Here is a 20,944-nt window from a genome sequence, read left to right on the forward strand (position 1 = left end):
GCCAGCTCAGGCAAGCTGGTAACGGCGGCCTGTATATTTTGCATAGGCAATGACGCTGGCAAAGAAAATCAGGCTCAGTATGACTTCGCTGGCTGCCAGCCAGCGCGATAAACCTGATTCTGACCAGGTTCTGACCGCACCTTCGGTAAAGTAGAACAGGATCAGCATGCCAGACCATTGGTAGGTATAGCGTTTCCCGCGCAAAATGCCAAATAGCGGTAGCAGTAATGGCAAGGTTTTGAGGAATAACAGGCTGCCACCGGCCCGCAGTGGCGCCCAGAAAATTTCCCAACCCAGGCACAACACAATGAGGCCAAGCAGGCTGATACTTGCCGCGATGCGGCTGATGGATAAAATACGTGGAATCATGATCGGCAGGCTTGTGATAAGGCGACCAGTGCTTTGCGTGCATCCATCGCGTTTAATACGGGTTGTTCAAATTGAAAACGTAACTGGCCATGTATTTCTTCGCCTTGATGATATTGCACATCAAAGCCGTCGGCATCCAGGCCAACCATTTCTGCGTGATCAGCTGCCACCCCATGCACATGCTGGCAATATTGCAGCAAGCTGTCTTTGTGGTCTTCGTTCATATGCGCAACGATGCCGCCTTCTTGCGCTGATAACATACTCTCTGCCAGGCCATCATTCAGCGCATGGCCTTCAAACCAGCCCATGCGCCCAAAACCGGCGATATAGCGCACCTGTTCAACCTGGATGCGGTAAAAATGAAAATCATGCATATCAAAGTAGCTGGCGGCCTGTGGCAAGTAGCGCAGATAACGTGCACGCAAATCTTCGTCCTGTTTGTCGCAATGAACGGCTTCGCCCATCAGGGTCAACCGCGCATTGGCCTGCAAATCATCTGCGCCTGAAAATACCAGCAAGGAGACTTTCGGATTTTCGAGGATGTTTTTAGTGTGCTCGGCAATCGTGCTGATTAATATGATCGGCTCAGCCTGCTGGTTGCAGACAAACGGCGCTACCGAGCCAAATGGAAAGCCAGGATATTTCATCGAATGTGTCGACAAAATGGCATGGCGGGTTGAAAACAGAAACTGGCGGGCTTCATGGGCGAGGGCAGCAGACATAGCGTACTTTTCCTGAAAAACGGTTATTGCAATTTGAGTGCAGTTTCGGCCAGGCGTTTCCCCAGCGCCATGCACAACTTCTTCTCATCATCAGATATTGGCTGGTCATCCATGGCACCACCGATGTGACTCGCGCCATAAGGCGTGCCGCCTGTTTTGGTGGTACCCAATTGCGGTTCGGAATAGGGCAGTCCTAACATCAGCATGCCGTGGTGCATCAGCGGAATCATCATGGTCATCAGTGTCATTTCGTTACCGCCATGCAGTGAGCCACTGGAGGTGAATACTGCCGCTGGCTTGCCGATCAGAGCACCCTTGAGCCACAGCCCAGCGGTGCCATCAAGAAAATACTTCATGGGTGCGGCCATATTACCAAAACGCGTCGGGCTGCCCAAGGCCAGCCCGGCACAGTCTTCCAGATCCTGCAACGTAGCATAAGGCGCCCCGGAGGCAGGAATGTCGGCTTCGATTGCCTCACAGTTGGCAGAGACTTTAGGCACCGTGCGTACGCGCGCGGTTACCCCGGTGACACTTTCCACGCCACGCGCAATCAATTGTGCCATCTCTTTGACGGCCCCGCCTTGTGAATAATAAAGTACAAGAATTTCAATCATCTTTTTGCTGAAATGACCTAATGGCCCTTTTACCTGTTTGTGTTAAGTAAGGATTTATAAGTGAAAATGGAATCAAAACGTCGCTATTGCAGGCATTCGCAGCGTAAGATGATGATGTACGAAAGAAAAACCCTGCTCGAGTTACCCATGGGAAATTATAAAAATCGACACTAGCTGTACATGACTCAACCATTTCCTTCTCTAGTGAAGCAAGATACCTCTTCTCCAGTAACTTACCAAGAGGTTTATTTTTGTCTATTTGTTTAAATTTTGTGTCAAGTAAAGTGTTTTGTTTTAACCACTTGCTTGTATCTACTTCATGACCTGTTTGAAGACTGAAAACGTTTCCTCCGGCACTGTATAAAGGATGTGCCTGCCCACAGTATTGTTCCCAGCTACTGTAAAGAACCAAGTATGCTGTATTCCAATCAATAATTTTGTAGGTACTTTCTGCATAGCCGTTACCTTGGGATTGCATGTTCCGAACTTCATGAAAACAAGACAAATGCTCATCAAGCGTTTCCTGTAAACGTTTCGTCAGTTCAACATTAAGCTTTTCTTTCCCCGCATCAGCATCAGTGATTTGGATAGTGTAAGAGTTAGTCCCTTTGCCTTTTAGAATTCGATAGGCGTGTTGCCTGAAGTGATAAGTCTTTTTATCTAACTCTAGCGGAATATGCCATGATGAGTGATACGTTTCAGTTCGAACAGCCGTTATAGCGTATGAGCTTTGATTATTTGTAGAGTGCCAAATAGCTGTGAGTGTTTCCTCATCACAACTGATTGCAGTGATGTGCCCGGTCACAATTCCAGACATTGTTTGTTCTGTCCAAGCATCTTTCTCAATATCATAGTTTAAGAAAAGCTCTTCACCTGACTGATCGTAAAAATAACTTCCATGGCTTTGGTTTTCGAAGGTCGTTAAACCTAATTGCATGGTGATAGATTTATTTCCTAATTTACCATGCCAATTGCCCTCCATAGGACATGCAAAAACACTATCTATTTGTAAAAAAAATAAGCAAAAACACAATCTACAAAGCAGCTTGTTAATTTGAATGCGATGCATGACTTTTTTTATTTTCCTTTTTAGCGTAGTTCTGGAAATGTAAGCGTTCTTCACTCGCTGGATTCAGCCATTCAATTTTCTTCATATTCGAATAAGGGCTGGATATGTTAAAACGGTCTACGATGGGCCATGTTTCTTTGTCGCCGCCACATGTTTCTGAGTGCTTTTCATGCACAGCGATAATGATGTATTTCTTGCCATCAGTTTCAGGAAAAAAGTACAGACATTCAATACGGTGACGGTTTTGATAGAGATGGGTTGCCTCTATCGCTTGCACCAATGTGTGGATGGCTTTCGTTTGATTGGGTGAAAGCTTCTCATCAGCGGATGCCAGAGAGGTATATATGAAACTTAAAATAATTATAAATCGGCTCAAGGGCCTAATCATACGCTAGGGTCCAATTTGTAACTGACGTTGCTATTTGCATCAACTGTAATCAGATTACCGGCTTTCAGCGTGTCCAGCAGCTTTTTAACTTCATCTTGATCTATGTTTTTATGTCTGAAAAGAGATTGTATAGTGGTCAGTAATGTCTTCTCTTTTCTTGGTTTTGAGCTACCGCGTTGTTTCAGGTTGTCAATAATGGCTGCTACTTTATCATCGGCTGTATTCGCTTCAGAAATTCTGAATAGCGGCATATCCTCCAGCTTGGTAGATCTGGCACACAATATTTTTTGAGATTTCAGATGACGGATAAGCGGGTCAAATCCCTTGTCTTTGGAAATAATGTGAAAGAAGCTGTTGGGAAGGTCTTTGGCGAGTTTGCCTATATAGAATGCAATATGAAAGTCCAGCGCATTGGCGCCATTTCCATCAATTCGGATGTAATCTGCTTTGTTTCCCAAAGGTTGCAGCGTCTTGGCAATCTCTAGTGAGATTTTGGTTTGATGCTCTCCCAAGAAAACCAATACGAAAAAGTGCTCTTGATTTAATAATGAAAGATTTTTAGGTTGTACGTTTTCATAATCGATCAAAACAATATTTGTTTTCATGTTTATTTCTCGCAAGATCGTCTTGAGGCAGGATGCTGCAAATTTGTAGGCACGCTTTAATGGAGTGACTAATATTCATTGTAATTCCTACATCATCTGCAAGGCTAGCGTTGGTTTTTTAGTGTCCTGAGTCATCATGCTCTATATTTAGTCAAAGCTAAAACCATAAAATATATCCAGTGCATTATCAGAGCCGGTTCTGGTTTCGATGGAGATGCGTTTGGTCAGTTGGTAGGTGAGTTTACCAACATTTAACAGGCCGACAATGCTTTTTTCGTAGCCAACTACCAGGTTACGATTGATCCGCTTGCCGACGCTGACAGCGTAATTGGTGGGGCCAGTGCCACGTACATCTATGCTATCCAGGCCAACCGCTTGCGCAATCTTGGTTTGCAGCGAGACGGAGTCGCCTTGTGATAACAGCGCGCCTGCTGCAACAGATAACAAGGCCATATCACTGCTGCCGACTTGCGACATGGGTTGGCCCAGTACCAATAGTGAAATCTTATTTTCGTTGCTGGTATCAGGCGTTGAGACCAGTTTTAGTTGCGGGGTTTGCAGGCTGCCATTGATTTGAAGACCAACTTTGGTACTTTCTACTTGTCGTGTTGCCAGCACATCCAGGCCGATATTGGGTAGTTTGCCGCTAAATATCAGGCGGCCTGTTTCGATATTCAATGACTGTCCGTAAGCGATATAGGTGCCGGTGATTTCCAGTGTACCGGCCGCAGTGAGCTCGTCCAGCATACCGTTAAGCTGCATATTGCCACTGAGGGCGCCATTGAGCCCTTGGCCACGCAACATGAATTGCTCGGATTCCTTGAAAGGTAATACCAGTGGTTTGTCGCCAAAATCGAGCGCAAAGTCGTTAAAGACCAGTTTTGACGTTGGCTCAGCCTGGCTGGCTTGCGGCGATTCAATGACGACATCTTCGTCCAGCTTGGGTTTGTCGGCTTTAGGCAGCTCAAACAGGCCTTTATGTATCTTGAGCTTGCCGCTGAGTGTGGTTTGCTCGCTGTTCATGCTGAGCTTGGTATTGCCGCTGAGTTGCACCCAGCGATCTACCCTGGACAGCGCCTGTAATTTGTTAAGTTGCATCGCGGCATCCAGTTGCCAGCGGTCTTCTTTAAAGGTCAACAGGCCGTTGCCATTGAGTTCGCCACTTTTGCCAGCAAAGTGGATGTGTTCAATGTTGACCTGGTCTCCTGCCAGTTTAGCATTCAAGCTGCCTTGCTCCAGCCACAAGCCTTGTGACGGTATTTGTATGGCAAGGGCCTGGCCTTGAATACTGCCTTGCAGTTGTGGCTGGGCAATCACACCGCTGGCCTGGGCATCTATCAGCAATTGGCCTGCTGGCTGCAACTCCGGCATGAGCTTGGCCAGCCAGTCAAGTTTTGAGAGATTGGCTTTGAGTTGGGCCGAGATTGGCGCTGAGCGTTGAATCACTATTCCGCTTTGTGTTGGTGTCACCACGGTGTTGCCAGTCAATTGCAGATCTATCGCGGTGTCTGCACGTATGCTGCTTTGCACGCTGACGCGATTGTTCTGCGCCTGGATATCAGCCAATAATGACTGTATGCCCAGCGCTTGCCACTGCGCCTGGCTGCTGTCGTAGACTTGCCAGTCACCTGATGCGCGCTCAAGATGTAATGTTCCGTTGAGCTGTTCGTCCAGCGCCAGTTGCCATTGTGCTGAAACGCGCAAGTGGTCTGCAGGCAAGGCTTCAGGCTGCGCGGGCGCCAGCCATGCCATCACAGCTTGCAATGGAAATGCCTTGAGTGCGCCCTGGCTGCTGAACTGCACTTTTTCGGATAATTGTTGTGTCAGAGGGTTGGCTGCTCTGGCTGGGCGATAGTGCAGTTGGTCCAGTTGCAATTGTCCTGCCAGGGCATTAACAACCAGGCTTTGCAGCTGTAAGCCTTGTTCGTTTTGCCATTTCAGACTGGCGGGATGCGCCAGTTGAAATACTTTGCCATTGGCGTCTTGCAACTGCGTGAGTTGTGCCTGCCAGGTATTTTCTTGCCAGCTACCATCTAGCGCCAACAGCAGGTTGCGTTGCAGTAGCGGGTCGGCATCATTGATTTTCAACGCGAAGTGATGTTTTGCCAGCGATCCGCTCAGGTCGAGTTCAGCATCAATCGGCGGGCTGTCTATGCCACGTGCATTCTGTTGTGACAACCCGCGCAGTTTGATATGGTTTTCCAGTGACGACTGTGACTGGCTGGCCGCCTGGCCTTGCGCCTCAAAGGTACTCAGTGATAGGCCTTGTGGTAACTGCAGTTGCTGGCCAGCGAGTTGATACGTCGTGGCAAAGCCGTCTGGTGATTGTTGCACCCTACCTGCACCTTTGACCCGGCCTGCAAAGCCTGGCATCAATTGTGCAAGATTGGCCAGGTCTGCCTGCCAAACCAATGTACTGCGATTGTTACCTGAAGGTTCGGGGTCTACTTTCACAGTGAGTGTGTTTTTATCCAGTTGCGCGAGCAGATCCATTGTTGTCAGTTGTGATCCTTGCAGGCTGGCTGTGCCACGGACGATCAATGGCTGGCCTTGCAAGCGACTATCGCCAGCATCTATGGTGGCCAGGATCTGGCCTTGTTCGGTCAGGCTGCCATCGGCGATGATTTTTAAGTCCATATGGCCAGCCAATTGCGGATGGATATGCTTGGCTTGCAATTGCTGCAGATGCACTAGCAGGTGGCTCTGGCGTGTTTCATCAAGGCCAATCGAGGCGCTGATTTGCAGCATATCTTCGGCCTGAGCATTGGTAGTCTCGGCGGCAGGCACGATGGCAAATGGCCTGGCTTGTGGCTGGTAATGATGATTGGCGGCAATCTCCAGCCGGGTGAGGTCGCCGTGCAGCTCAGTGCGCAGATGGTAGGGAGTGCCGCCTTGTGCTTGCTGAACGTCCATCCAGCCATTTAAAGCAAATGGTGCGGCATTTTGCATTTGAAAATGCGTACTGACTTTGCCCCAGGGGCTGTGCGCTTCGGCTATACGGAACTGCATGGCCTGGTTGTCGGCGTCCAGGTCGAATTGAATCTGAGTGATATCCGACGTGCTTGCACCCTGGATAATGGTGAGCCGGTCAATCTGGCCAGACAGCAAGTGAAACGGCAGTGGAATATGGATATGTGCAGGTAACGGTGCTTGCCCGGCTTTAGGCGTTGGCGTGACTTCTGTGGCCGATTTGAAGCGCAGGGTGATCTGCCTGGCACGGAAGTGCGATACAGTCAGTTCGCCTTTGGGCGTGACGCCCAGGCGCATATTGGAATCTATGCCTTCTACCTTCAGGGTGGCGTTACCCAGGTCAGATTCAAACTCCTTCAAGCTAGTCATCAGCAGTACATTGGCCGCCCACACCATTTGCGGTGTGATGATCAGTGACAGGCACAGCATGCTGATAAGCAGCATGTTGAACAGTCGGTTGAAAGTGTGAGTGAGTGACATCAGAAATTCACGCCCAGGTTAAAGTGCAAACGGTATTCTTTGGTTTCTTCGCCATAGGCAACGTCCACGCCTACCGGGCCAATCGGGCTGCGCCAGCGTATCCCCAGACCATAACCAAAGGCCGGGTCATAGTCTTTCCAGCTATTGGCGGCATGACCAAAATCGACAAATACGGCAGCGCCCCAGGATGAGGTCAGCCATTGCACGACTTCGCTGCTGCCGGTGAGTAGCACACGGCCACCAACAATGGCATCTGCTTCTTTGACACCCAGTGACTGGAAGGCGTAGCCACGCACGGATTGGTCACCACCCGCCCTGAACAAGTAAGTGGCTGGCACACTGCGCGCACCCGTGACCGAGCCCACTTCGATACGGCCCAGCCATTGCGTGGATTGCGTCAGTGGATAAAACGCTTGCAACCGGGCTTGCGATTGCAGAAACCGACCATCTGACAACTTGTCCAACGGGGCCAGTTGGAACTGGGTATTTAAAATCCAGCCTTTAGTGGGGGCCAGCGGATGATCCAGCTTGCGCATATTCAGGCCATAGGCCAGCGTCGCGGCTTTGTTGAATTGCGAAGATTCCCCATCCACGGTCAAGAATTCATATAATAAATTGGCCCCTATATATTGTTCAAAAATACTAGGTTGACCCCAGTAACGACGTACACCGTTTTGCACGGCGGTAGTGATTTGGCCTTCGAGGTCTGTGCGTGTGACGCTATTCTGGATGCTGTCCCGGTAGCCTTTATCATCAGTGAGGAAGGTGATATTGGAAGTGACAGCTTGCAGGCGTTGTTCCAGCCGCAAACTGCTATCCCACAATAGGCCACGGTCAAACAGGTTGCGGTCAGTGTAGTTAAACACAATACGGGCGCCAGTATTGGTGCTGGCGCCTGTACCAATGCGGAAGGTATTTTGTTCCATTTCGTGCACGGTCACGTCTATGTCGGCACTATGATCGGCATTGAGTGCTTCGGTTTTGGCAACGACATCCACCGAGCGAAATTTGCCGGTGGCCATAAAACTGTTTTGCAACGTGAGTAAATCAGCCTGGCGATATGGCGCGCCGGTTTTTAGCGTATTAAGCGGGCGCACCAGTGACTCTTGGTAGTGCTGCAATCCGTGAATACGGACTTCACCGATGCGTACTGCGGGACCAGAGTCCATTGCCAGCGTAATTAACACCGCTTGTGTTTGCGGATTGACCATGGCTTGTGACGTGGTGATTCTGGCATTGGGGAATTCTGCGCGCAGCAATGTCGCCAGTAATTCGCGTTTGGCCGTACTCCAGGCTTGCTGGGTAAAGGGGCTGTTGACGGGCAGTGGCCAGCTTTTCTGGGCGGCTTCCAATGTTGATTGATGGCTGGCTTGCTGGATTTCGCCAGTGATGGCTACGTTGACCTGACTCACTTTGGCTTGTGGTGGCAGCTTGATATGGAACTCAGCCAGATTGGCGGTTGGTTGCACACTGATGGTTTTTGTTTTGAAATAGCCTTCGGTTGCCAGCAGATCAGCGATTTCCTGTGGGGTTTTTTGTACTAATCGGCGCCATTCACTGTCGTTCATGCGCGGGTTTTGCATGGCTTCGTGTATGGTCAGGTGTTTTTGCAGCAGCTCGCGCAAGGCCGAAGTGTCTTCGGCGCTTGCATCGTTAGCAAGTGAGAAGCGTGTCTGGTAGCTGTTGCCTGGTTTGACGTCAAACCAAGGGCTATCTTGAGCCTGACAGGTGGTAGTCAGCACCATCAGGGTTAGTGCTGTCAAGGCTAGTGCTGTCAAAGTCAGCGCCAAGTGCATTAACTGCTTGCACGTGACGTTTGCCCAGAGCAGGCAGCGGTACAACATGTGTGCTGCCTGTTCATAAGCGGGATGTTTTACATGATGAGCAAGAAAATCCCGGATCAAATCGACTTGGTAAAGACTATGGTTTAAATATGCTTCACTAGTTGACTGGCCTTGCCGGTATAAGTTGCAGGGGTGAGGGTCAGTAATGCCTGTTTGGCTTCAGCTGGAATTTGCAGGGTTTCAATAAACGCATGCAATGATTGTTTGTTGATGCCACCTTTGCCGCGCGTCAGTTCTTTTAATTGCTCGTATGGATTTTCAATGCCATAACGACGCATCACGGTCTGGATCGGCTCAGCCAGCACTTCCCAGCTATTGTCCAGGTCTTCTGCCAGACGTTGCGGATTCACTTCCAGCTTGTTTAAACCGCGCAGGCAAGAGTCATAGCCCAGCAAAGTGTAGCCAAATGCCACCCCCATATTGCGCAATACAGTAGAGTCGGTCAGGTCACGCTGCCAGCGAGAGATAGGCAGTTTCTCCGCCAGGTGGCGCAACACAGCATTCGCCAGCCCAAGATTGCCTTCAGAGTTTTCGAAGTCAATCGGGTTGACCTTATGCGGCATGGTAGAAGAGCCGATTTCACCAGCTTTGACTTTCTGCTTGAAATAGCCAACAGAAATATAGCCCCAGATATCGCGGTTAAGGTCGATCAGAATAGTATTGATGCGTGACAGGGTGTCATACATTTCAGCCATATAGTCGTGTGGCTCAATCTGGATGGTCATCGGGTTGTAGGTCAAACCCAGTGACTCAACAAAGCGTTTGGCAAAGCCTTCCCAGTCAAACTCGGGGTAGGCAGACAGGTGTGCGTTAAAGTTACCCACGGCACCGTTGATTTTGCCTAGCACTTCATTGGCTTGCAGTTGCTTGAATTGGCGTTGCAGGCGGTAGACCACGTTGGCCAGTTCTTTACCCATGGTGGAAGGGCTGGCAGTTTGGCCGTGTGTACGAGACAGCATTGGCTGATCAGCCAATGCATGCGCGAGTTCTGTCAGGCGTGCAATCACCGTTTGCAGGTTAGGTTGCATGACGGCATCGCGCGCAGATTTCAGCATCAGGGCATGCGACAGGTTATTAATGTCTTCCGAGGTACAGGCAAAGTGAATGAATTCGCTGGCCTTTTTGATCTCCGGGTTACCGTCAAACTTTTCTTTCAGCCAGTATTCGAGTGCTTTTACATCATGATTGGTGCGTGCTTCAATCGCCTTGACTTGCGTCGCATCCGCTTCGCTGAAGGCGGTAATGGCAGCATCCAGCTCGGTGATGGTTTCAGGGCTGAACGGTGCGATTTCTGCCAGTTCAGGCGCTGCGCTGAGTGCTTTCAACCACGCCACTTCAACCAGCGCCCTGTATTTAATCAGCGCATATTCACTGAAAAAAGGACGTAAAGGATCGAGTTTGGATTGATAGCGACCATCCAGTGGTGACAGTGCATTGAGCGTGGTGAGAGACGTCATGAGTAAAAAACTTATCGATTCAAAAGCCGATATTTTACCCAATCCAGCCACACTTGTCTTTGGTTGAATGTGGTTTGCTTGTAATGAGCCGGTAGGTGCGGCGTACTGAAATTGTCGATTAAAACCGCTTTGTTTGGTAAATTGTGCTTGATTTAGCCGTGACATAATCGCTCACTGGGAATGAATTTCACATGAGACGCCACGTAAACTCATCTTTTGTCCGCTTGCTGACAGGCTTGTGCCTGGGGCTGTGCCTGCTATGGTCGCAGATACAGGCGGATGACTATGTGCTGGCCATGCTGGAAAAAATTCGGCAGCGCTATGGCGAAGAGGCTTACCAGAATGTCATGCGCATGAATGAGATGTTCGCCCAGGTGGCCGGTGCCAGCGAGATGACCAAGGTACATATGGTGAATGATTTTACCAATCAGCATGTGTTGTTTGTGGATGATATTACCTTGTGGGGCGTGGAAGATTACTGGGCCAGTCCGCTGGAAACCTTTGGCAAAGGCGCCGGTGACTGTGAAGATTTCAGTATTGCCAAATATACCTTGTTGAAAAAGCTGGGCGTGTCGCAAGACAAGTTGCGGCTGACTTATGTGCGGGCGCGCATGCCTAGCGGCTCCATTCGCCCGCATATGGTATTGACCTATTATGCGACGCCGAATAGCGATCCATTGGTACTCGATAACCTCAATTTTGAATTATTGCCCGCCTCCAGGCGCGGTGATTTGTCTCCAGTATTCAGCTTTAATGATAAAGGGTTATTCGTAGCAAATAACCCGAATATGCGGGCAGGTTCGCCTTCCAATATCTCCAAATGGCGCGATGTATTGACGCGTATGCGACAGGATGGGTTGGAATGATTAAAAACCTGTTAGGGGTGTGGTTATTATGGGGGCTTAATGCTAGGCTAGTGGTCAAAGCCTGCATTAGCGGCGGGCCATTATCTGGTCTCCCCCAGGAAAGTAAGAGGGCTTTCAAATGTCTTTGGTAAAACAAATACGCATTGCGATATCTGTCATTATTTTAATGGTGGCGGCAGGATGCCTGTTTTTGGGTGTCTATGACGATCACCGTTACATGGCTGAGCAACTGCAAAAGAAGAATAACGATAACGCCAACGGGCTGGCAATTACGCTTTCCAATATCCAGAAAGACAATGTCACGGTAGAGCTGATTATCAGTGCCCAGTTTGATATGGGGCACTATCGCCGCATTGCCATTATTTCGCCAGATAACAAGCTGATGATCGAGCGGGTGAACCGCCATCCGCACTCCATCGCACCTGCCTGGTTTCAGTCGGTGTTTTCTGTCAATATCCAGCCTGGCGTGGCCAATATCCAGTCCGGCTGGCAGCAATATGGCACCCTGGAGCTGGAGAGCGAACCGTCACTGGCCTATGACCAACTATGGGAAACCTCACGCCATGCTGTGTTGTGGACATTGATCGTTGCGCTGCTGAGTTATGTGGTTTCTGGTTTCTCATTGAAGAAAATCCTGAGACCGCTGGACGAAGTGATTGCACAAGCCGAGGCCTTGGGCGAGCGCAAGTACATCACCATCGAAGAGCCGGCGACAGAAGAGTTCCAGAAACTGGTACGCACCATGAATACGCTGTCTGACCGTGTTAAATCCATGGTCACGGCAGAATCTGAGCGCCTGAATACCTTTAACCAGCAAATTAACTACGATGAAGTGACTGGTTTGATGAATCAGTCACATTTTACCAATACGGCTTCGGTAGCCCTCAAGCACGAAGGGTTTGTCGAAGGCGTGCTGATTTTGGTACAACTACGCAACTTGCCTGACATTGATAAGCAATTGGGTTATAGCATGACCAACCAGTTGATTAAAAAGGTAGGGGATACCATACAGCAACAGATGGACCATTACCAGGATGTGGTGTGTGGCCGCCTTGCAGGTGGCGTGTTCGGTATTTTCAGTCGCCAGCCACTGGATGATTTTGCCGTCACGACTGAGCTGAAACTGGTGCTGGAAAAACTGAATGCGGCACAACAGCTATTGCAGTTCCAGTTTGTGGTGACGCATACCAAAACTAAAAAAGGCGATGACTTTGTCGATATTTATCGGGTGATGCAGTTTATTCTAGACTTGGCTGAAGATCAGGCATCCACGCCGATGCGGGTGATGAATGCCAACAGTATTGTCACCTCGAGAAAAAATTACCTCAATCAATGGAAAGAGCAATTCTTGCAAGCCATTGAGCAAAAACAGATCAAACTGGCCTGCTACCCGGTCATGCAGCGCGATCAGCAGCTGTATCACTACGAGTGCCCGCTGCGTTTGCATATTGATGAAGGGGATCAATGGCTGGCCGCAGGCGCGTTTATTGATTGGGCTAGCCAGCTTGATATGATTAAAACACTGGATGGGTTGGCACTGGAATACGCCGTCGATATGCTGACGAAAAATAATGCCAGCCTCAGTGTGAATGTCTCAGCGGCCGCCATGCGCAGTGACGAATATAAGGATAAATTGCAATCCCTGATGCTTAGCATCACGACGCCAGCACGATTAAGCTTTGAGGTTTCGGAGGAGGCTGCATTTAGCGACTTTGTGAAATTTAAGGAATTTGTGCACCTGGCGAAATCCCTGGGTTGCATGGTTGGCATGGAGCATGTATCAACCCGCCTGGCACAATTGGGTGATTTGCATGAACTTGGCTTGGATTACATCAAGTTTGATGCGTCACTGATTCGCGACATTCATTTGCGGCCACAGCAGCAATCACTCATGCGCGGTTTATGCATGATGGTGCGCACGATGGGGATTGTGCCAATTGCGGAGGGTGTGCAGGGCCAGGAAGAGCTGGATAGTTTGAATTCCATTGGTATTGAGGCGGTGACTGGCCCCTTCGTACAGGAAAACTTACAGTTTGGTGCGCTGTGAAAGTGTCAATTTTTGTAATTTCGGGGTGTTATGCCATATACTCATCGTTTTGACATGGCTTAACACCCCATACAATCAACAGTCGGTAAATCAGTCACTGGTTTAACTCGGATAAGGATAATAATAAGTCATCTGCCATGGAAACGACGCCATATTTTAATCAAACCGCAAAAGACGCTCTGCTGGAGTGTCTCCTTTATATTTGTCGCCATAATCGACTAGCCACAACGCGTGATGCTTTAACTTCCGGTTTGCCGCTGGAAGGGGGCAAGCTTAATCCGGAGTTGTTCAAACGCTCGGCTGAACGTTTGCGGCTGGAGGTGGTGGTGAAGCAGGGAGCGATTGCGACACTGCTGCAACCGCAGGCCGATGTCACCTTGCTGCTGAATAATCACCGCGCTTGCCAACTGATCAAAATCGATGAAAGCCAGCATTTCGCGCAAGTAGTGTTTCCAGACTTGTCGCCCGATGCCGTGACCATGAGTCTGGCTGATCTGGCTGCCGAATATACTGGCTATGCTTTAATTACCAAGCAAACCTTTATGTTTGATGCACGTACGCCAGAAGTGGGCCGGGTGCAAGTCCGCCACTGGTTCTGGGGTACATTGGCCGAAAACAAAGGGATTTATCGCGATGTAATGGTCGCTGCATTGCTGATCAATATTTTTGCCCTGGCCATGCCGCTGTTTACCATGAACGTGTATGACAGGGTAGTGCCTAACAAAGCGGTAGAAACCTTGTGGGTCTTGGGTATCGGCGTTGCGTTGATTGTCCTGGGCGATTTGTTATTGCGTTCCATGCGCGCCTATTTTCTGGACTGGGCCAGCGCCCGTATTGACGTCAAGCTCAGTGCACAGATTATGGAAAAGGTATTGGGCACACGCTATGAAGCCAAGCCAACCTCGGTCGGTTCATTTGCTTCTAATCTACGCTCGTTTGAAAGTGTGCGTGACTTTATTACCTCGGCCACGGTAGTGACATTGATTGACCTGCCATTTGGCATTATTTTCCTGATTGTGATTGCATGGATTAGTCCATATATGGTGTTGCCGGCGCTCATCGGTGGTGCGGTGGTGCTGATTTATTCGCTCAGCGTGCAAACCAAGATGCATGACCTTTCAGAAACCATGTACCGTGCCAGCGCCCAGCGCAATGCGACCTTGATTGAAAGCCTGGTTGGGCTGGAAACCGTGAAGTCTATGGGGGTGGAAGGGCAGATGCAGGGCAAGTGGGAGAAAAGCGCGCTGTTCCTGTCTGAGGTGGGAAGCAAACTCAAGCTGCTGTCATCTTCTATTACCAATGGCACCTATGCCTTGCAACAGATCATTAGCGTTGCCATTGTGATTTTAGGCGTGTATTTGATCTCGAATGGCGATTTAACCATGGGTGGCTTGATTGCCTGCTCGCAATTGACCAGCCGTGGCTTGGCACCTATTTCGCAAATCGCTGGCCTGTTTACGCAGTATCACACGGCGGCGACCTCCCTGAAGTCACTGGATGAAGTGATGGGTAAACCGGTGGAGCGTAATAAAGGGGTTAACTTCTTGTCTCGCCCGGCATTCAAGGGCGAAATCGAGTTTAAGAATGTCTCCTTTAAATATCCTGGCTCTGACGAACTGGCTCTTAACCGGGTTTCTTTCAGGATTCGTCCTGGTGAGCACGTTGGCCTGATTGGTCGCATGGGTTCAGGCAAAACGACGATTAACAAACTGATTCTTGGGCTGTATCAGCCGACTGAAGGTGCGATTTTGATTGATGGCATTGATGCACGTCAAATTGACCCGGCGGAATTGCGCCGCAGCATTGGCTACGTGCAACAAGATAACCATTTGTTTTATGGCTCGTTACGTGAAAATATTACTTTGCGCCATCCGCATGCTGACGATCGCTCTGTGTTACAGGCGGCACAAGTGGGCGGTATTGCCGAGTTTGTGAACGCGCATCCCAAGGGCTTTGACCTGGAAGTCGGCGAGCGCGGGGATACCTTGTCTGGGGGGCAACGCCAGGGCGTGGGCATTGCGCGTGCGTTTGTGACGCAGCCGCAAATTGTATTGCTGGATGAGCCGACCAGTGCCATGGATCACTCCGGTGAGGAAACTGTAAAACGTAATATCGCCGAAGCCACTGCGGATAAAACCATGATTGTGATCAGTCACCGTAACGCCATGTTAGAGCTGGCAGAGCGTTTGATTGTGATTGATTCTGGTCAAGTGGTCGCAGATGGTAATAAAGAGGACGTCACTGCTGCGCTGCGCGCCGGCAAAGTAGGTAAGGCGAGATAACAATATGGCAAAAAAAATATTCGATCAACTAGGTGAAGTCACCAAGCCGGACAGTATATGGGTGCGCCTCGGCAAGCCTGTGCATGCGCTGGTAGACAAGGTCATTAAAACCGAGACGGCTGAAGCACGCACATGGTCCGAGCAAGCACATGATGTGATGATAGAAGACACCATGTTGCATGCCAAATTAATTATGTACGGCATTTTAGCGATTCTGCTGGTGTTACTTATCTGGGCCAGTGTGGCCAAGGTCGACGAGGTGACGCGTGGTGAAGGTCGTGTGATTCCCTCCCGCCAGATTCAGGTGGTGCAGTCTTTGGATGGCGGTATTGTGGTCGATATCATGGTGCAGCTAGGCGATACTGTTAAGCGTGGTCAGCCCTTGATTAAAATTGACGAAACACGGGCCATTTCATCGTTAAAAGAGAACGAAAGCCAGTATTTGTCACTCAAGGCCAAAGAGGCGCGCCTGAAGGCACTGGCGAATGGTGGCAGTTTTAACCCGCCTAGCGAAGTACAGCAAAAAACGCCTGATACCTACTTGCAAGAGTTGCAACTGTTTAATGCAGGCAGAGACGAACTGAACTCACAGATTAATATCGCCAGGGACCAGTTGTCGCAACGTGAACGCGAACTGTCAGAAGTGCAGTTTAAAAAAGAGGTTGCTATTAAGACCTATGATTCGACCAGTAAAGAGCTGGCTGCCAATCGACCATTATTAAATAGTGGTGCGGTTTCAGAAATCGAGATATTAAGGCTGGAACGTGATGCTAACCGTGCCAAAGGCGATATCGACCAGGCATCGGCGCAGATGGGGCGCTTGACGGCGGCTATTTCAGAAGCGCGTCGTAAAGTATCAGAAGCGCAGCAGTCTTTCATGAGCAAGGTGCGTACAGACTTGAACGAAACCACAGCAAAAATCAATAGCCTGACGCAATCAAGCCTTGCGCTTTCCGATAAAGTGAAACAATCGACATTGACCTCACCGGTCAACGGCAAAGTCAGCAAGCTTTATTACAACACCGTCGGTGGCGTGATTCAGCCAGGAAAAGAAGTCATGGAGGTGGTACCTTCAGATGATGCGCTGGTGATTGAGGCTAAAGTACAAACCAAAGATATTGCGTTTATTCGCCCGCAACAGCCTGCGGTGATCAAGCTGACGGCCTATGATTACACCATTTATGGCAGTTTGGATGGCTCGGTGCAAGATATTGCAGCAGATTCCACCATAGACGATAAAGGTAATGCATATTATGTCGTTAAGGTAAGAACAGACCAGAATACTCTGGGCGACCACTTGCCGATTATTCCGGGCATGGTGGCACAGGTTGATATTTTAACCGGGAAGAAAACAGTGCTGTCCTATTTATTAAAACCAGTGTTAAAAGCTAAATCTTACGCACTAACCGAGCGCTAATTACTATGAAGCATATATTTATCACTACATTAAAACAATCTGTAGAATCCTGGCTCAAGGCTTTCCCGCAGTTAACGACCATTGCTGATGTTGTGTCCGCTGATGTTGCGGGGGCTTCTATCATCTGGGTACATGCGCAAATTGAACAAGGTCAGCAGTGGCGTAAGCACGTACAGCAGATATTAACCTTCTTGCCCTCGGCCAAAGTGATCGTGTTATCAAATAACCCGGAACAGGCTGAAGCCATGCAGGCCCTTGAGTTGGGTGCTGTAGGCTATTTGCACGCTTATGCGCATCAGCACGTGCTGCAAGAAGTTTATAGTGTTGTTTCACATGGCGGGGTTTGGTTAGGCAGGGATGTACTTAAGCATCTGATCACGCTAACGACACGGGGTAATCCGCAGCCCGATGCCACGGAAGAAATTTTAGAGGGCTTGACCAAGCGCGAGCGTGAAGTTGCACTTGAGGCGGCCAGAGGTAATAGCAATAAAGAAATTGCACGCACGCTGTCTATTTCCGAGCGTACAGTCAAAGCACACCTGACGTCGGTATTCGACACCTTAAAAGTGCGTGATCGTTTGCACTTGGCATTGGTGTTGCAAGGTAAATCAGCGCAGGGACACTTCTCCCATGATGATAATGTGCAAAAAGATTCTTTGAATAAATTACATTTAAACTCATGATTGATTAATATTTTTAATTTATGTTTATTTTTGTAAATTAATGAATTTAATCAGATTTTTTCAAAATTTTTGCTGTCTCACCTGTGAAATATGTGACATTTTTCACTAAAAGCCTATCTAAGTGCCTACTTGGATAGGCCATATGCCCTTGTGCCGACACAATTCCGTGGTTATACTGGTTCTGGATGAATCTTTATAACTTGTTAAGAGTCTGCACATGAAACTAAAAAAAATCGCCTCGGCACTATTGATGGGGGTATTTTCTTACTCGTCTTTGGTATTAGCTGCTAGCCCAGAGACTTTAGAGAAAATAATTGAAAAGGCTGTCTCCGAGAACCCGGAAGTTCAAGCCACCTTTCATGCATTCAAAGCAGCAGAGTTCGATGAATCTGCCGCCAAAGGTCGATACCTGCCAAATTTGACGGTGGATCAAACGTTCAGAAACCAAGAGCGCCTGACGCCAAACGTTAATAACACTTTTACGCCTAACCAGCAATCCACCTTGACCTTGCGTCAAATGATTTTTGATGGTCTGGCAACGCCGTCTGAAGTTGGTCGCCTGGATCATGTGGCCAAATCTCGCTTCTATGAGCTGCAGGGTCAAATGCAAGGCGTGGCGCTGGATACGGCAACTGCTTATTTTGATTTGTTGCGCTATCGCCGTCTGGTGTCTTATGCACAAGATAACTTTGTGGTGCATAAGCAGGTTTTTGACAAAATCAAATCACGCGTGGATGCCGGTGTAGGTAAGAAGGTGGATTTGGAGCAGGCGACTGGTCGTTTGGCCTTGGCTGAAGCAAACCTGCTGACTGAAACCACAAACCTATATGATGTGTCTGCCCGCTTCCAGCGTCTGGTGGGTGAGTTGCCGCCAGAGACCGTAAACGAAGTCATGCTGACAGGTGATGGCTTGGCTGGTAGCGCAGATCAGGTGTTGGATGCAGCTTACAAGCAAAACCCAAATATCCTTGCAGCCATTGAGAATATCATTGCAGTAGAAAAATCCGTTTCAGGCAAAAAAGCACCATTCATGCCGCGTCTGGACTTGCAGGGCCGCAAAGTTTTGGATGTGAATGACGCAAGTAGAAACAGTACTTTAGCTGCAGATACGTTGGAAGTCACTGCCAGCTGGAATATTTTTAATGGATTCACAGATAAATCTAATCTGGATTCTGCCGTACAAACTTTAAATCGCTCACATGATTTGCGCGATAAAGCGTGTATTGATACACGTCAGTTAGTTGCTATCGCTTACAACAATATCAAGCAGTTGAGTGAGCAAGTAGCTTATCGCAAGCAACATCAGGACTCCATCGAGAATGCACGCCTGGCCTATCGTAAGCAATATGATATCGGTCAACGTACCTTGCTTGACTTGTTGGATACGGAGAATGAATACTTCCAGTCACGCCGTAACTTTACCAATGCGGAAATGGACCTCAGTACTGCTTACGCCAGAACCTATGCTGGTCAAGGTTTGTTGTTGAGCAAGCTGGGTGTGACGCGTGCTGACGTGGGTGAGTATCCACGTGAAGAGTACATGGATCGCGAGAATGTGTGTAAGGCTGTTGCGCCTACGCAGGTTGTACCAGATAAGGCAGCATTGTTAGCCAATGCCAAACCTTGGGAAGGTGAAGCCTTTAAGCCTAAAGCACAAGAAAAAGCGACCATGAAGTTCACGCCTCGCATCTTGTTCCAGGCAAATAGCGCCATCATCTTGCCAGAGTCTTATGCGGATCTGGATATCGTGTATGACGTGGTTAAAGAGTGGGGTAATGACAAGGTCGAAATTGCAGGTCATACCGACAAGCGTAATACTTCGAAAGAGAAGTACAACCTGCTGTTGTCAGAGAAGCGTGCTAAGGCGGTTGCTGATTACTTAGTGAAAAAAGGCCTGGATGCGCAGCGCATTGCAGTCAAAGGCTACGGTTTCTCGCAACCGATCGCTGAAAATGACCCTGTGAGTGGTAATGATGCCAACCGTCGCGTTGAGGTCATTCGATTCCAGTCTGTCGCTCAGTAATATTGAGCTTAGCTCCTGCGTGTCGGGAGTGTAAAAAAGCGGTGCCAAATAGGCACCGCTTTTTTTATATCTGCTAGCGTTGGTTGGCAAGCATAATGGCCTCTAAGGCTGGTCCAGGCATTGTACTTTAGTACAATAGATTTCTGTTTTGGATTGGCGTCTAATACGACACTATTAGAATTGTCTCAATCTTAAGTGAGGATCAAAATGGCTACAGTAATCGGAACTGTTACAAATATTCAGGGTATGGCTATCGTAGTTGATGCCAGTGGCAATCGCCATATGTTGAAAGTCGGCGAAGTGCTTCATGCCGGTGACAAAGTCATCACTGCCTCTGGTGCGGCAGTTGCCGTGAAATTGGCTAATGGTGAAACCGTGAATTTTGCTGAAGCACAAACAGTTAAGATTACAGACAATTTAGCCCAGGTTGATGTTTCTGATGTCTCTGAGAATGCTGTGAATCAAACGGTTTTTGATGCGGTGTTGACCGCGTTAAATGAAGGCCGTGATATCACCGAAGTATTAGACAGCCCAGCTGCAGGTGAGGCCGGTAGTGATGGTAATGCCAGCTTTGTGAACCTGGACAGAATCCAGACACAAAATGCCGGTGGCGCCAACTATGATGGCGGTACTGGTGCAGGTGGTGTGGCTACAGCTGGTGGTATTGCCCCTAATTATGTTTATCTGAGCCCTGCAAGTGGTGCGCCTGTGATTACATTGTCAGATGATGTTGATAATAATGGCTATTTAAATGCAGGTGAGTTGGACAATAACCCTACAACAAGGGCAACGGTAACGCTGCCAACTGGGCTGGAGCCAGGTGATGTATTAAATGTTGTACACAATGGTGGTACGATTAGCGTCGAGTTGTCGGGGGCTGATATTGCTCAAGGATTTGTCGTTGTGCCTGTACCTGTTCCTGCACAAGGGGCAACGTTAACAGTAACAGCCAGCATTACTAATCAATCTGGCCAAGTTTCGCCATCGACTTCTGATTCTGCAATTATCGATACAGTTGCGCCTGGTGCGCCGATTGTGACGATCGACACCGATAGTAACAACGACGGCTACATCAACAAAGCCGAGTTGGGTGCAGACACCACAGCCA

16 protein-coding genes are annotated in these 20,944 nt (G+C 48.9%); 7 read left to right on the top strand and 9 right to left on the bottom strand.

The window, feature by feature from the left end; translation table 11 throughout:
• Window positions 1–6: 6 nt before the first annotated feature.
• The 9 genes from OH31_RS12810 to purB form a co-directional block, all read right to left on the bottom strand.
• On the bottom strand, window positions 7–369 hold the full coding sequence (locus OH31_RS12810) for a DUF2069 domain-containing protein (protein WP_024931033.1): 363 nt from the start codon (window positions 367–369) through the stop codon (window positions 7–9).
• Window positions 366–1,091, bottom strand: a complete 726-nt coding sequence (locus OH31_RS12815; RefSeq protein ID WP_024931034.1) for a HugZ family protein — start codon at window positions 1,089–1,091, stop codon at window positions 366–368. Before OH31_RS12815 ends, OH31_RS12810 begins: the two co-directional genes overlap by 4 nt.
• A gap of 23 nt (window positions 1,092–1,114) precedes the next feature.
• Window positions 1,115–1,705, bottom strand: a complete 591-nt coding sequence (wrbA, locus tag OH31_RS12820) for an NAD(P)H:quinone oxidoreductase (protein ID WP_024931035.1) — start codon at window positions 1,703–1,705, stop codon at window positions 1,115–1,117.
• Window positions 1,698–2,774 carry a hypothetical protein gene (locus OH31_RS12825; protein WP_148296217.1) on the bottom strand — a complete coding sequence of 359 codons (1,077 nt, stop codon included), beginning with the start codon at window positions 2,772–2,774 and terminating at the stop codon, window positions 1,698–1,700. Before OH31_RS12825 ends, wrbA begins: the two co-directional genes overlap by 8 nt.
• A complete protein-coding gene (locus OH31_RS12830) occupies window positions 2,755–3,162 on the bottom strand; it encodes a hypothetical protein (RefSeq protein WP_024931037.1) in 408 nt (135 codons plus the stop codon). Before OH31_RS12830 ends, OH31_RS12825 begins: the two co-directional genes overlap by 20 nt.
• Window positions 3,159–3,767, bottom strand: a complete 609-nt coding sequence (locus OH31_RS12835; protein WP_024931038.1) for a PIN domain-containing protein — start codon at window positions 3,765–3,767, stop codon at window positions 3,159–3,161. Before OH31_RS12835 ends, OH31_RS12830 begins: the two co-directional genes overlap by 4 nt.
• Before the next feature lie 147 nt (window positions 3,768–3,914).
• Complete coding sequence (locus OH31_RS12840) at window positions 3,915–7,217, bottom strand: translocation/assembly module TamB domain-containing protein (RefSeq protein WP_024931039.1); 3,303 nt, start codon at window positions 7,215–7,217, stop codon at window positions 3,915–3,917.
• Window positions 7,217–8,980, bottom strand: a complete 1,764-nt coding sequence (locus tag OH31_RS12845) for an autotransporter assembly complex family protein (RefSeq protein ID WP_242402290.1) — start codon at window positions 8,978–8,980, stop codon at window positions 7,217–7,219. The genes OH31_RS12840 and OH31_RS12845 overlap by 1 nt, the downstream gene beginning before the upstream one ends.
• A gap of 164 nt (window positions 8,981–9,144) precedes the next feature.
• Window positions 9,145–10,518, bottom strand: a complete 1,374-nt coding sequence (gene purB / locus OH31_RS12850; RefSeq protein ID WP_024931041.1) for an adenylosuccinate lyase — start codon at window positions 10,516–10,518, stop codon at window positions 9,145–9,147.
• A gap of 191 nt (window positions 10,519–10,709) precedes the next feature.
• On the opposite strand from purB, the gene OH31_RS12855 reads away from it, so the two are divergent.
• The 7 genes from OH31_RS12855 to OH31_RS12885 all read left to right on the top strand — a co-directional run.
• A complete protein-coding gene (locus OH31_RS12855) occupies window positions 10,710–11,384 on the top strand; it encodes a transglutaminase-like cysteine peptidase (RefSeq protein WP_024931042.1) in 675 nt (224 codons plus the stop codon).
• Window positions 11,385–11,502: 118 nt separating this feature from the next.
• Window positions 11,503–13,431: an EAL domain-containing protein gene (locus OH31_RS12860; RefSeq protein WP_024931043.1), complete on the top strand. Its 1,929-nt coding sequence runs from the start codon at window positions 11,503–11,505 to the stop codon at window positions 13,429–13,431.
• A gap of 137 nt (window positions 13,432–13,568) precedes the next feature.
• Window positions 13,569–15,713: a type I secretion system permease/ATPase gene (locus OH31_RS12865; protein WP_024931044.1), complete on the top strand. Its 2,145-nt coding sequence runs from the start codon at window positions 13,569–13,571 to the stop codon at window positions 15,711–15,713.
• 4 nt (window positions 15,714–15,717) lie between these two features.
• The gene (locus tag OH31_RS12870; RefSeq protein WP_019882601.1) at window positions 15,718–17,130 is read left to right on the top strand and encodes an HlyD family type I secretion periplasmic adaptor subunit; all 1,413 of its coding nucleotides are present in this window, start codon (window positions 15,718–15,720) and stop codon (window positions 17,128–17,130) included.
• Between the two features lie 5 nt (window positions 17,131–17,135).
• Window positions 17,136–17,813, top strand: a complete 678-nt coding sequence (locus tag OH31_RS12875; protein ID WP_019882600.1) for a response regulator transcription factor — start codon at window positions 17,136–17,138, stop codon at window positions 17,811–17,813.
• Between the two features lie 217 nt (window positions 17,814–18,030).
• Window positions 18,031–19,836, top strand: coding sequence for a TolC family outer membrane protein (locus tag OH31_RS12880; protein ID WP_024931045.1), 1,806 nt, complete (start codon window positions 18,031–18,033; stop codon window positions 19,834–19,836).
• A 246-nt stretch (window positions 19,837–20,082) separates the two neighbouring features.
• A partial coding sequence (locus OH31_RS12885) for a retention module-containing protein (protein WP_024931046.1) occupies window positions 20,083–20,944 on the top strand: 862 nt, incomplete at its 3' end.

Origin of the sequence: Methylophilus sp. OH31 (assembly GCF_000576615.1) — a bacterium.
Classification (GTDB): domain Bacteria; phylum Pseudomonadota; class Gammaproteobacteria; order Burkholderiales; family Methylophilaceae; genus Methylophilus.

Coding starts and splice junctions, on each gene's coding strand:
- OH31_RS12810 (WP_024931033.1), bottom strand. CDS start 369: ATGATTCCACGTATTTTATCCATCAGCCGCATCGCGGCAAGTATCAGC.
- OH31_RS12815 (WP_024931034.1), bottom strand. CDS start 1,091: ATGTCTGCTGCCCTCGCCCATGAAGCCCGCCAGTTTCTGTTTTCAACC.
- wrbA (WP_024931035.1), bottom strand. CDS start 1,705: ATGATTGAAATTCTTGTACTTTATTATTCACAAGGCGGGGCCGTCAAA.
- OH31_RS12825 (WP_148296217.1), bottom strand. CDS start 2,774: ATGCATCGCATTCAAATTAACAAGCTGCTTTGTAGATTGTGTTTTTGC.
- OH31_RS12830 (WP_024931037.1), bottom strand. CDS start 3,162: ATGATTAGGCCCTTGAGCCGATTTATAATTATTTTAAGTTTCATATAT.
- OH31_RS12835 (WP_024931038.1), bottom strand. CDS start 3,767: ATGAAAACAAATATTGTTTTGATCGATTATGAAAACGTACAACCTAAA.
- OH31_RS12840 (WP_024931039.1), bottom strand. CDS start 7,217: ATGTCACTCACTCACACTTTCAACCGACTGTTCAACATGCTGCTTATC.
- purB (WP_024931041.1), bottom strand. CDS start 10,518: ATGACGTCTCTCACCACGCTCAATGCACTGTCACCACTGGATGGTCGC.
- OH31_RS12855 (WP_024931042.1), top strand. CDS start 10,710: ATGAGACGCCACGTAAACTCATCTTTTGTCCGCTTGCTGACAGGCTTG.
- OH31_RS12860 (WP_024931043.1), top strand. CDS start 11,503: ATGTCTTTGGTAAAACAAATACGCATTGCGATATCTGTCATTATTTTA.
- OH31_RS12865 (WP_024931044.1), top strand. CDS start 13,569: ATGGAAACGACGCCATATTTTAATCAAACCGCAAAAGACGCTCTGCTG.
- OH31_RS12870 (WP_019882601.1), top strand. CDS start 15,718: ATGGCAAAAAAAATATTCGATCAACTAGGTGAAGTCACCAAGCCGGAC.
- OH31_RS12875 (WP_019882600.1), top strand. CDS start 17,136: ATGAAGCATATATTTATCACTACATTAAAACAATCTGTAGAATCCTGG.
- OH31_RS12880 (WP_024931045.1), top strand. CDS start 18,031: ATGAAACTAAAAAAAATCGCCTCGGCACTATTGATGGGGGTATTTTCT.